15 protein-coding genes are annotated in these 12,284 nt (G+C 38.2%); all 15 read left to right on the top strand.

Annotated features, from left to right (window positions below; translation table 11 throughout):
• Window positions 1-12 precede the first annotated feature (12 nt).
• The 15 genes from C9J37_RS06150 to rseP all read left to right on the top strand — a co-directional run bounded on the left by C9J37_RS06150 (window position 13) and on the right by rseP (window position 12,080).
• Entirely contained in the window at window positions 13-459 is a 447-nt protein-coding gene (locus C9J37_RS06150; protein WP_024362013.1) for a chemotaxis protein CheW, read from the top strand.
• A 10-nt stretch (window positions 460-469) separates the two neighbouring features.
• A complete protein-coding gene (locus C9J37_RS06145) occupies window positions 470-1,102 on the top strand; it encodes a chemotaxis protein CheC (RefSeq protein WP_107894672.1) in 633 nt (210 codons plus the stop codon).
• Between the two features lie 3 nt (window positions 1,103-1,105).
• Window positions 1,106-1,612 carry a chemotaxis protein CheD gene (locus tag C9J37_RS06140; RefSeq protein WP_024362011.1) on the top strand — a complete coding sequence of 169 codons (507 nt, stop codon included), beginning with the start codon at window positions 1,106-1,108 and terminating at the stop codon, window positions 1,610-1,612.
• Window positions 1,612-1,983, top strand: coding sequence for a hypothetical protein (locus tag C9J37_RS06135; RefSeq protein ID WP_107894671.1), 372 nt, complete (start codon window positions 1,612-1,614; stop codon window positions 1,981-1,983). Before C9J37_RS06140 ends, C9J37_RS06135 begins: the two co-directional genes overlap by 1 nt.
• A 365-nt stretch (window positions 1,984-2,348) precedes the next feature.
• On the top strand, window positions 2,349-3,119 hold the full coding sequence (locus tag C9J37_RS06130) for a FliA/WhiG family RNA polymerase sigma factor (protein WP_107894670.1): 771 nt from the start codon (window positions 2,349-2,351) through the stop codon (window positions 3,117-3,119).
• A 31-nt stretch (window positions 3,120-3,150) separates the two neighbouring features.
• Window positions 3,151-3,459 carry an RNA polymerase subunit sigma gene (locus tag C9J37_RS06125; protein WP_107894669.1) on the top strand — a complete coding sequence of 103 codons (309 nt, stop codon included), beginning with the start codon at window positions 3,151-3,153 and terminating at the stop codon, window positions 3,457-3,459.
• A 9-nt stretch (window positions 3,460-3,468) separates the two neighbouring features.
• Window positions 3,469-4,044, top strand: a complete 576-nt coding sequence (locus C9J37_RS06120) for a hypothetical protein (RefSeq protein WP_107894668.1) — start codon at window positions 3,469-3,471, stop codon at window positions 4,042-4,044.
• A 157-nt stretch (window positions 4,045-4,201) separates the two neighbouring features.
• Window positions 4,202-4,921, top strand: a complete 720-nt coding sequence (gene rpsB, locus C9J37_RS06115; protein ID WP_024362006.1) for a 30S ribosomal protein S2 — start codon at window positions 4,202-4,204, stop codon at window positions 4,919-4,921.
• A gap of 101 nt (window positions 4,922-5,022) precedes the next feature.
• Window positions 5,023-5,910 (top strand): translation elongation factor Ts, encoded by an 888-nt coding sequence (gene tsf, locus C9J37_RS06110; RefSeq protein WP_107894667.1) that lies wholly within the window; start codon window positions 5,023-5,025, stop codon window positions 5,908-5,910.
• Window positions 5,911-6,146: 236 nt separating this feature from the next.
• Window positions 6,147-6,875, top strand: a complete 729-nt coding sequence (gene pyrH / locus C9J37_RS06105; RefSeq protein ID WP_024362004.1) for a UMP kinase — start codon at window positions 6,147-6,149, stop codon at window positions 6,873-6,875.
• Window positions 6,872-7,429 (top strand): ribosome recycling factor, encoded by a 558-nt coding sequence (frr, locus tag C9J37_RS06100; RefSeq protein WP_107894666.1) that lies wholly within the window; start codon window positions 6,872-6,874, stop codon window positions 7,427-7,429. The genes pyrH and frr overlap by 4 nt, the downstream gene beginning before the upstream one ends.
• A 359-nt stretch (window positions 7,430-7,788) precedes the next feature.
• Window positions 7,789-8,583, top strand: coding sequence for an undecaprenyl pyrophosphate synthase (locus C9J37_RS06095; protein ID WP_069510100.1), 795 nt, complete (start codon window positions 7,789-7,791; stop codon window positions 8,581-8,583).
• The gene (locus tag C9J37_RS06090) at window positions 8,580-9,380 is read left to right on the top strand and encodes a phosphatidate cytidylyltransferase (protein WP_107894665.1); all 801 of its coding nucleotides are present in this window, start codon (window positions 8,580-8,582) and stop codon (window positions 9,378-9,380) included. The genes C9J37_RS06095 and C9J37_RS06090 overlap by 4 nt, the downstream gene beginning before the upstream one ends.
• Before the next feature lie 245 nt (window positions 9,381-9,625).
• Window positions 9,626-10,771 (top strand): 1-deoxy-D-xylulose-5-phosphate reductoisomerase, encoded by a 1,146-nt coding sequence (dxr, locus tag C9J37_RS06085; protein WP_107894727.1) that lies wholly within the window; start codon window positions 9,626-9,628, stop codon window positions 10,769-10,771.
• Between the two features lie 46 nt (window positions 10,772-10,817).
• Window positions 10,818-12,080 (top strand): RIP metalloprotease RseP, encoded by a 1,263-nt coding sequence (gene rseP, locus C9J37_RS06080; protein WP_107894664.1) that lies wholly within the window; start codon window positions 10,818-10,820, stop codon window positions 12,078-12,080.
• Window positions 12,081-12,284: the final 204 nt, after the last annotated feature.

Below are 12,284 nucleotides of genomic sequence, written 5' to 3'. Positions count from 1 at the left end.
GAGGTGTTTACTATGACAAATGCAGTTGAACAAGAAAATATTAAAGTAATTGTCTTCCAATTAGCAGATAAGGAATATGCGATTCCAGTATCACACGTCCAAGGTATCGAGAAACTTATGCATATTACACGTGTACCTAAAACGGAGAAATATGTAAAAGGTGTCATCAATTTACGAGGTGTCGTAACACCAATTATTGATTTACGTGAACGTTTTGAATTACCAATCTCTGAGCACGAAGAAACGACTCGTATTATCATTATCTCTTTAGAAGACATGGAAGTAGGCTTTGTTGTAGATTCAGCGAACGATGTGTTGGATATTCCAGCAAGCTCAATCGAGCCTCAACCAGAGGTAGTAGGATCTCTTGAAGAAGAGTTTATTTCTGGCGTAGCCAAAATAGGTAAACGATTATTAATATTATTACATTTAGAGAAAGTATTAAATCCACTAAAGTAGGGATTCGATTATGACACTTAATCAAAAGATTACATCACTACATTTAGACGTATTAAAGGAAATTGGAAATATTGGAGCTGCTCATGCTGCAACAGCTCTTTCCAATTTACTTGGTAAAAAAATCGATATGCGTGTCCCAAAGGTTGAAATGGTGTCGTTTAATGACATGATGGAGCTTGCTGGTGGCTCCGAAAACGTTGTAGTTGGGATTTTTTTACGCATCGAGGGAGATGCTGAAGGAAGCATGTTTTTCATACTTCCGATTGAACAAGCTAATCGCTTTATCCGACGTCTAATACAGGATGAATCATTCGACTTTAAAAACCCACCTGTTTCGGAGTTAGGTTTATCTGCCATGCAGGAAATGGGGAATATTTTATCTGGTTCATATTTATCCGCGTTATCAGATTTTACAAATTTAAAAATTTATCCAACTGTGCCTGGTCTAAGTGTAGATATGTTTGGTGCTATTATTAGTATTGGCTTAATTGAATTATCGCACGTGAGTGATAATGTCATCGTAATTAATACATCCATTTTTGAAGACGGTGTGGAGGATCATGAAACAGTGAGGGGACATTTCTTCTTACTGCCTGATCCAGATTCTTTTGATGCTATTTTTAAATCATTGGGAGTTTCATAGCCTATGCTTAACAACAATAATAATGGACAAGTTATAAAAGTTGGAATTGCTCAAATGGATGTAGCGAAATTTCCGAATACGATTAGAACTTCAGGACTTGGTTCTTGTGTAGGCGTTATTTTATACGATGAGTCAAAGAAAATAGCTGGTTTAATACATGTCATGCTACCAGATTCAAGTTTAGGTAGAGCAGAGTCAATAAATGTAGCGAAATTTGCAGATACGGGCATTTCAGCTATGATTGATTTATTAAAGCTAGAGGGTGTTCAAAAATTTAAACTGAAGGCAAAAATTGCGGGGGGTGCGCAAATGTTTCAATTTACGTCAGACAAAGATTCAATGCGCATCGGCCCTCGTAATGTAGAGGCTGTAAAGTTTGAATTAAAACGTCATGGAATTCCTTTAGTAGCCGAAAATACGGGCGGTAATAGCGGTCGAACAATTGAATTTAACCCTGCTACGTCGATGTTACATATTCGAACGGTTAACCAAGGAGTGAGTGAAATATAATGTTTGGTTCTATTTTTTATAACCTGTGGGGGGCATTGATTGCCTTTTCCCTTTATTTCTTTATGACACTGCAACAGCCCTATACACCATTACGTATTATCATCGGTTCATTTGTAGCAGCAATTATCGTATTTTTTGTCATGTACATTGTAAGGTTTTTAATTGCGTATGTGTTATTTACACCAACTGCCGACCCGTCGCTAGATGACAGTGGACTAGAAGAAAATAGTGCTTCTGTCGTCGATGAGAAAGGGAAAGAAACTTCTACGACAAATTCAACGGTTGAGTTTCAAGATGAAAGCACAGAAGATATTGCACAAGCCGTTCGAACGATGATGCATCGTGAAGATGAACAACAAGTAAATGCATAAGCCAGAACACTTTAAACTGCCTCTAATGTTAGCTGTCGACTAATTATTGGAGGCAGTTTTCTTCTGCCTAAAATAGAACAGCTATTAATAATAGAATAGTGTTAGAGAATCATATGAAATTATAGTGGAATGTTGTTATAATAAAAGGAAAGAATGGCATAGGTTTGTATCTAAATCTGTCAGTCATTGTAAGCAAAATACTCAAAATGTGATAAGTGAGTCTCTTTTTGATAGACATGTGTATGTTTTTTAATTTTCAAGCGTACAGAGTTAACAAAGCGACAGAACTATTGGCGCCTTGGAGCATTTGAGAGGAAAGCGCAAAAAGTCCGTGCAAACAGGCGCAAAGTAGAGAGGTGGATTTTATGACACAACCAATTCTAAACGATGAACAAAAGCTGTGGAATCGATGGGTGAATGAACGTGATCCTGATGCGGGTGATTTATTAATAAAAAAATATACTTCTCTTGTGACTTACCATGTGCAGCGAATTGGTGCAGGTTTACCTAAGAGTGTATCGCGTGACGATTTAACAAGCTTAGGCATGCTAGGTCTATTTGATGCTTTAAATAAATTTGATATAAATCGAGACTTAAAGTTTGATACATATGCTTCTTTTAGGGTGAGAGGCGCTATAATTGATGGCTTACGTAAAGAGGATTGGCTACCTCGTTCTGCACGAGAAAAGGCCAAAAAGATGGATGCCAAGATTGAACAATTAGAACAACAGTTAATGCGCCATGTGACGCCTGAGGAGCTTGCAGAGCATATGGAGTTACCTGTGGAAGAGGTTTACCAAACGGTGCAGGAGCATTTCTTCTCAAATGTACTCTCCATCAATGAGCAACAAGATCAGGAAGAAGCAGAGGGGAAGTCATTTGTAATCCGTGATGATACGACAAAGACTCCAGAGCAAGTCGTAATAAAATCGGAGTTACTTGATGATTTAGCGGTAAATATACAAAAGCTTAATGATAAAGAGCAGCTCGTACTGAGTTTATTTTATACAGAAGAGTTGACACTAACTGAAATAGGTGAAATGCTCGAATTATCAACATCACGTATTTCTCAAATTCACTCAAAAGCATTATTTAAGTTGCGAAAGCTATTGTCGAATGAAATGATTAATGTCTAGTATCTAACGGATTGTTGAGGGAGGAATTTTAATGAGTTTAAAAGGTGTCGAATTACAAATAGCTATTCCAAAAACGTTTGAAGCGGGTAAAATGGCAGATCAGGCACAACAACAAACTTTAGCTCAACAAGTACATGCAAATGAAGCGTTAAAAAAGGAATTAGAGCGCAAGCAAAAAGCTGTAAATACTTCAGAGGGGATGGCGGAGATTAGCGAAGAGGAAGAAGCGGGTGGCGAGTATATAAAAGGAACGCGTAAAAAGAAAAAGAACCATAACGAAAAACCAGAAAAACAGGCTCAGCATCCGTTCAAAGGTAATTTCGTGGATTTTAGTGGATAGGAGTTTACTATGACAACCATTTTAATTGCTGTTCTCTTTGTTTTGCAGCTACTATCATTTTATTTCATTATTATATTAAATACGAAATTAGCGAAATTCAAAGATTTAGAAGTAAAGCAGGAACGCTTAATGCGAGAAATGGATGATACGATTAGCCTCTATTTAGCTGAAATGAAGGATGAAAATAATCGTCTAATTCAAGCTTTGCAAGTGGTACCAAAACCTACTATGACACCTGACACTGGACAACAGGCACAACCAATAGCTGTGCCTAAAAGTCAAGGACAGCCTTTGTCACAAACCGATAGTGAGAAGAAGGCAGTGACTGTTAATAGTGAGTCACGTATTTTAATGCCAAAAAATATCGTAGCGAATGCCTATTCTCGTCAACAACAGGGAGGAACAACGGCTGCGCAAACGGCTGCGCCAAAGGTTGATAGTTTACCAAAAGAAGAATCAAAGCCGTTAACGATGGAACAACAAATTGTTCAAATGGCTGAGCAGGGAAAAACTGCTGAAGAAATTGCGAAAAAGCTGCAAAAAGGAAAGACAGAAATCGAGCTTTTATTGAAATTTCATAGCTAAAACAGTTGCGAATGCCATAAAGCTGTGATATAGTAGCAAATGGTGTTATTACTACACACGCATTTTGATGCAGTAAGTGGTGCTCTAAGATTAGGGTAGCTTGTTGCAAGCGATAAATGCGGAGGAAAAAAACCAAACATTCTAGGAGGAAATTCACATGTCAGTAATTTCTATGAAACAATTACTTGAAGCTGGTGTACATTTCGGTCACCAAACTCGTCGTTGGAACCCAAAAATGAAGAAATTTATCTTCGTTGAGCGTAACGGGATCTACATCATCGACTTACAAAAAACTGTTAAAAAATTAGAGGAAGCTTATGACTTCATGCGTCAAGTTGGTCAAGACGGTGGTAAAGTTCTTTTCGTTGGTACGAAAAAACAAGCACAAGAAGCGATCAAAGACGAAGCAGAACGTTCAGGCAACTACTATATCAACCAACGTTGGTTAGGTGGTACTCTTACTAACTTCGGTACAATTCAAAAACGTGTTGCACGTATGAAAGCTATCGAAAAAATGGAAGAAGAAGGAACTTTCGAAGTTCTACCTAAAAAAGAAGTAATCCAACTTAAAAAAGAACACGAACGTCTAGTTAAATTCTTAGGCGGTATCCGTGATATGCACGATCTTCCAGACGTTATGTTCGTGGTTGACCCACGCAAAGAACGTATCGCTGTTGCTGAAGCTCGTAAATTAAACATCCCTCTAGTAGGTATTGTTGATACTAACTGTGATCCAGATGAAATCGACTATGTTATCCCTGCTAATGACGATGCTATTCGCGCTGTTAAACTTTTAACTGCTAAAATGGCTGACGCTTTAATCGAGTCAAAACAAGGTGAAGAAGAAGCTCCAGCTACTGAAGCTGCTGCTGAGTAATTCACGTTTACAAAAAGGTGATAAGTGGCTCAGAACCCTTATCACCTTTTTTAGAACCTACCACTATAAATAGTTTAACCAATTTGAGGAGGCAACACTAAATGGCAAACATTACTGCACAATTAGTAAAAGAATTACGCGAAAAAACTGGCGCTGGTATGATGGATTGTAAAAAAGCGTTAGTACAAACTGATGGTGATTTAGAAGCTGCAATCGATTTCCTACGTGAAAAAGGTCTTTCTTCAGCTGCTAAAAAAGCTGACCGTATCGCTGCAGAAGGTACAACTTATATTTTAGAAAAAGGTAACGAAGCAATTATTCTTGAAGTAAACGCTGAAACTGACTTCGTTGCGAAAAACGATAAATTCCAAGTATTAGTTTCTTCTTTAGCTGAGCAATTACTTGCTGCTAAACCAGCATCAGTAGAAGCTGCATTAGAGCTTGAAAATGCAGAAGGCGTAAAAATCTCTGACCAAATTTCAACAGCTGTAGCAACTATCGGTGAAAAAATCACACTTCGTCGTTTTGAAGTAAAATCAAAAACTGATGCAGATGCTTTCGGTTCTTACCTACACATGGGTGGCCGAATTGGTGTATTAGTATCTTTAGAAGGTTCTACAGATGCTTCTGCTGCTAAAGATATTGCTATGCATATCGCAGCGATTAACCCAACTTACGTTTCTCGTGAAGAAGTTTCTGCTGAAGAAGTTGACCGTGAGCGTAAAGTGTTAACTGAACAAGCACTTAACGAAGGTAAACCAGAAAACATCGTTGCAAAAATGGTTGAAGGTCGTCTTGGTAAATACTTCGAAGACGTATGTTTACTTGACCAATCATTCGTTAAAAATTCAGATCAAAAAGTTCGCGACTTCGTTGCTTCAACTGGCGGTAATGTAACTGGTTTTGTACGCTACGCTGTTGGTGAAGGTATCGAAAAACGCGAAGATAACTTTGCTGAAGAAGTAATGAACCAAGTTAAAGGTAACTAATTTGTAGACTAGTTCAGTTGATGGATTGGCTTGCATTTGATCCTAATCAAATAATAACTAGATTTTCTAGACAAAAATGGGGAACACAACATAACGTGTTCCCTATTTTTCCGAGATGAGCTAAAAAAGGATAGAATTTTCTATTACCATTATTCACAACTAGCAATTATTGTTAGATATACTATAATGGAAAAGGAAAAGAAAAGTTTTAAATAAATGTCTGACGGAGGTTTACAATGAGTGTGCCACAATATAAACGAGTAGTTATTAAACTAAGTGGTGAAGCGTTAGCAGGAGAGGCTGGCTTCGGTTTATCACCAAAAATTATCAAGTCTGTTGCTGAAGAAGTGAAGGAAGTAGTAGATCTTGATGTAGAAGTTGCTGTAGTTGTAGGTGGCGGTAATATATGGCGTGGGAAAATCGGTAGTGAAATGGGTATGGATCGTGCAGCCGCTGACTATATGGGTATGCTAGCAACGGTTATGAATTCATTAGCATTACAAGATGCTCTTGAAAAATTAGGTATCGAAACACGCGTGCAATCTTCTATTGTGATGACACAAGTAGCAGAGCCATATATTCGTCGTAAAGCAGTTCGTCATTTAGAGAAAAAACGTGTAGTTATTTTTGCTGCAGGTACAGGTAACCCGTTCTTCTCTACAGATACAACAGCTGCATTACGTGCAGCAGAAATTGACGCAGATGCGATTTTAATGGCGAAAAATAATGTAGATGGTGTCTATTCTGCAGATCCAAAGGTCGACACTACTGCTATCAAATATGATACACTCACATACTTAGATGTTATTCAGCAAGGGTTACAAGTAATGGATTCAACTGCTTCAACTTTATGTATGGATAACGATATTCCGTTAATTGTCTTCTCAATTACGGAGCAAGGTAATATTAAACGTGCCGTACTAGGCGAGAAAATTGGAACTGTTGTTAGGAGGAATGCACAATGACTAAACAAGTATTAGACCAAGCGAAAGAAAAAATGACTAAATCAATTGCTGCTTTTTCACGTGAATTAGCATCAATCCGAGCAGGCCGTGCAAACGCATCTCTACTAGACCGTATTTCTGTAGAGTACTATGGTGCGCCAACACCAATCAATCAACTTGCAGGTGTTGCAGTACCGGAAGCTCGTTTACTAGTGATTACACCTTATGATAAATCCATTTTAGGTGAAATTGAAAAAGCGATTATGAAGTCAGATATCGGTATTACACCGACAAATGATGGTTCTGTTATTCGTTTAATGATTCCAGCGTTAACAGAAGAACGTCGTAAAGACCTTGTAAAACAAGTGAAAAAAGAAGCTGAAGATGCAAAAATCGCAGTACGTAATGTTCGTCGTGATGCGAATGATGATCTTAAAAAACTTGAAAAAGCAGGCGAAATCACAGAAGACGATTTACGTGGATACGGTGACGATATTCAAAAATTAACAGATGAGTTCATCGTGAAAGTAGACCAAGTAGCGAAAGAAAAAGAAAAAGAAATTCTAGAAGTGTAAGCAGGCGCTTTGCATTTCTACGATGGAACTTTTTGATGAGATGAAGGCGTCCTATACATAACAGGACGTCTTTTCTCTTTTATTGTAAAAGTATTCATTTCTTATCGGTGTTACAATTTTCACCTGCTCTCTATGAGCCGTAATGGTTAACTCGTTTACACGTAGTATACGCGTTACATTGTTCTGGCTTACTAGCAGTTGCTGAATGTAGCAAGACAAGAATTTTCTTTAAGATGTGTGTTGTTCTAAAATAAGCTAGTTCATACATAGTCAATTAGAGGGAAAAAAAAGACAAAAAGCACTTTTGTTTGTTATGATAGGTTAGTATACGTCCGATTAGTTGTAGTGGGGGAGTTAGCATGTTTAAGAAGCTATTAGGTAAACAAGTAAATATGGATACACTATCATTGGAGGAACGTGTTGCCCTTGCGAAAAGCGAGCCGATTCCTGCCCATGTAGCGATTATTATGGACGGAAATGGACGTTGGGCTAAAAAACGTGCCATGCCACGTGTTGCTGGGCACCATGAAGGTATGAAGACGGTACGGAAGGTAACTAGATTTGCATCTGATCTTGGCATAAAAGTATTAACAGTGTATGCGTTCTCTACAGAAAATTGGAAACGGCCAAAGCCTGAAGTCGATTTTCTGATGCGTCTACCTGTAGAATTTTTAGGATCTTTTTTACCGGAAATGATGGAGCGCAATGTGCGAGTTGAAATGATTGGAGATCCGACGCTCTTGCCAGCACATACACAAAAAGCATTGTATGAGGCAATGGAAGAGACGAAGCATAATACAGGGTTAATTTTAAACTTTGCATTAAATTATGGTAGTCGTTCAGAAATGGTAAGTGCCATGAAAACGATGCTTCAAAAAGTACAGGACGGTCAATTAACTATACAAGACATAAATGAGGAATGTATGACAGCTCATTTAATGACAGCTCATCTACCAGAGCCAGACTTACTCATTCGTACAAGTGGTGAAGTGCGATTAAGTAACTTTATGTTATGGCAGCTCGCCTACACAGAATTTTGGTTTACAGATACATTGTGGCCAGATTTTAGCGAGGAAAACTTTCTGGAAGCGGTGGAAAACTATCAAAAACGTAATCGCCGTTACGGTGGGTTGAAGGGAGAAGAAACATCTTGAAACAACGAATCATCACAGCAATCATTGCCGCGGCACTGTTTATTCCATTTGTTATTTATGGAAAGGTGCCATTTACACTACTTGTACTAGCAATGGCTGTTGTAGGCTTTTATGAAATACTGAAGATGAAAGGTATTTCGATTTTTTCAGTACCTGGTATTATCGGGTTACTAACGCTTATTATGCTTGTCATACCAAAAGATTGGGCAAATGAGGTAGTACATGCAATCGGCTACTCATCGATTCTAATGATTATTTACGGACTGGTCATGCTGTTACTTATCTACGTAGTCCTAGTGAAAAATAAAATTACATTTGATGAAGTTGGCTTTATTTTGCTTGGGGCGTTTTATGTAGGATTAGGTTTCCATTATTTAATCGAAACGCGAAACTATGGTCTTGAGTTTGTTGTATATTGTTTACTTGTTGTTTGGACAACAGATTCAGGAGCCTATTTTGTAGGTAGAAAACTAGGTAAAAATAAGCTTTGGCCTGAAATATCACCGAAGAAAACGATTGAAGGCTTTGTTGGTGGGATTGTTATAGCGGTTATTTTTGCTATAGCTATGCAAGCGATTTATCCATTTGCTAACGGTTATGTTTCACTTATTGTGATCACGATTTTTGCTTCGATAATTGGTCAGATGGGCGATTTAGTGGAATCAGCTATCAAGCGCCATTTTGACGTAAAAGATTCAGGCAATATTTTACCAGGACATGGCGGGATTCTAGACCGCTTTGATAGTTTATTATTTGTCGTGCCACTACTGCATTTTTTACATTTATTCGGTAGCTAAGTATGTAAGACCTTGTTAGGAAGCGTCATTTGCCTATAGTTTTAGGAAAAGATATATCGATGGGCGCAAGGCGGGCGACCTCACTTTGAAAAGCGAGCCGTAAATAGCTCGACTTACTCACCAAAGAGCGACCGCCAGCTGCTTGTCGAGCAAACTCGAATAAAATCGGGACGCAATGATGAATGATGGATGAAAATGCGAATTATGAAATAGATCGCTTAGATAGAAAAAGGGGACGTTTTGTCGTGAAAAAAATTAGTTTATTGGGTGCAACTGGTTCTATCGGTTGGCAAACCTATGATATTTTAAAAGAACAACGTGATGCATTTCATCTTGTAGCGTTTTCTTCAGGAAAAAACATAGAAAAAACACGTGAAATGATAGAGACTTTAAAGCCTGAACTGGTATCGGTTCAGCTTGAGGAAGATGCACTTATTCTCGCAAAAGACTACCCGCAAGTACACTTTACATTTGGTGAAAAAGGGCTTGTAGAGGTTGCTACACATCCTGATTCGACGGTGCTCGTGAATGCAGTTCTTGGTAGCGTTGGACTTGAATCGACACTAGCTGCTATTCGCATGGGCAAAACGATTGCGATTGCCAATAAAGAAACGCTTGTCACAGCAGGTCATTTAGTTATGGCAGAGGCAAAGAAATACAATGCTACAATTTTACCAGTGGATAGTGAGCATTCGGCTATTTTCCAATCAATGAATGGCGAAAATCCGAAAAATATTGAGCGTTTAATCATTACAGCTTCTGGAGGAAGTTTCCGCGACAAAACACGTGAGGAGTTAAAACATGTCACGGTTGCCGATGCACTTAATCATCCGAACTGGTCAATGGGTGCAAAAATTACGATAGATTCAGCTACTATGATGAATAAAGGGCTTGAAGTAATCGAAGCACATGTTTTATTTGATATGCCTTATGATAAAATTGATGTACTTTTACACAGAGAAAGTATTATTCACTCTCTTGTTGAGTATCATGATACTAGCGTAATTGCTCAGCTTGGTACGCCGGACATGCGTGTACCAATCCAATATGCATTAAGCTATCCAGATCGTATGCCGCTCCAAAATGGACAACGTCTTAATTTAGCGCAAATTGGTCAACTGCATTTTAAAGAAATGGATTTTGAACGGTATCCAGCGTTGCGCTTAGCATTCGAAGCAGGGCGTACAGGCGGTACCATTTTAACGGCAATGAATGCTGCGAATGAAGCGGCAGTTGCAGCATTTTTACAAGGCAAAATAACGTTCCTTGAAATTGATGAAACAATTGAACGTGTCATGCAGGCACACAATAATGTATTCGTGCCAGATTTGCAAACAATTTTACATGTGGACAGAGAAACAAGAAAAATAGTGTTAGACATGGTAAAATAACGACAGGAAGCTTTCGTTAACTATTCGCTTTTAAAGGTGGGGTATTATGCAAACAGCCATTGCATTTATTTTAATATTTGGCTTGCTCGTGTTCTTCCATGAACTTGGCCACTTCCTATTTGCAAAGCGTGCGGGGATTATGGTGCGTGAATTTGCAATCGGTATGGGTCCGAAAATCTATGGCAAGACGCATGGGGAAACAATTTATACAGTCCGTTTATTGCCAATCGGTGGATATGTCCGCATGGCAGGCGAAGATATGGATGGTATTGAATTACAGCCTGGCTACCGTGTAGGGCTTATTGTCGATGAAGATAATATCGCCAAAAAAATTATCTTCAATCAAAATAATAGACAATTACCAGATTTATTATTTTTAGAGGTGGAACGAGCTGATTTAGAACGAGAATTATTTATTGAAGGCTATGATGAGGAAGAAAATTTAGTTCGTTATAGTGTTGCAAGAGATTGTGTTGTTGTAGAAAATGGCAGAGAAACAGTAATTGCGCCATATGATCGTCAATTTAACGCAAAAACAGTTGGGCAACGTGCGATGACCATTTTTGCCGGACCATTATTTAACTTTATATTAGCCTTTTTCATCTATTTGCTTATTGGTTTAATAAACGGTGTACCAACATATGAGCCGATTATTACAGAAGTAGTAGCAAATGATCCGGCAGCACAAGCTGGGATGCTAGCAGGAGATAAGGTGACTTCGATTGATGGACAAGCAGTTGAAAAGTGGCAGGATTTAGCTGCCATTGTACAGAATCGCCCTAATCAAGAGATTAATGTAACGGTTGAGCGTGGTGGACAAATCGAAAACTTAAATATAACAGTTAAGGCAGTGAAGCGAGAAGGCGAGACGCTTGGACAAATTGGTGTAAAGTATGATAGTCCGCGTGTTTATAACCCATTAAAAGCAGTGGTATACGGAGCACAAGCAACGTATAATATGACGGTTAAAATCTTTGAATTACTAGGTATGCTTATTACAGGACAATTTACTATTGATGCATTATCAGGACCTGTAGGGATTTATAAAACAACTGAAGAAGTTGCGACATTGGGAATTTTCGCATTAATCAATTTTGCTGCCATGCTAAGTATCAACCTTGGTATTATGAACCTATTACCTCTTCCAGCATTAGATGGAGGCCGCTTATTGTTCTTTGGCTTTGAGGCTTTAAGAGGCAAACCAATTGATCGTCAAAAAGAAGGTATGGTGCACTTTGTAGGTATCGTCTTGCTGATGATATTAATGGTGGTTGTGACGTGGAACGATATCCAACGTTTCTTCTTCTAGCAAGTACGTAATGACAATCGACTTTTATATTCCTAATATTTGGATGATGCGTGACTGTTTATAACGTAAAATCGAAACATGGTTAGGCTAAAGTGAAAATAAAATGTAAAATAGCTTTGAGCGCAATTATTTTGAAACATTGCGTTCAAAGCTAAATTTGTTTATGCTAATTAGAGTATAAATTTATTTATTAAAAAGGTGGAA

This window comes from Lysinibacillus mangiferihumi, assembly GCF_003049665.1.
Lineage (GTDB): Bacteria > Bacillota > Bacilli > Bacillales_A > Planococcaceae > Lysinibacillus > Lysinibacillus mangiferihumi.
This window is presented reverse-complemented; position numbering and strand designations above follow the sequence as displayed.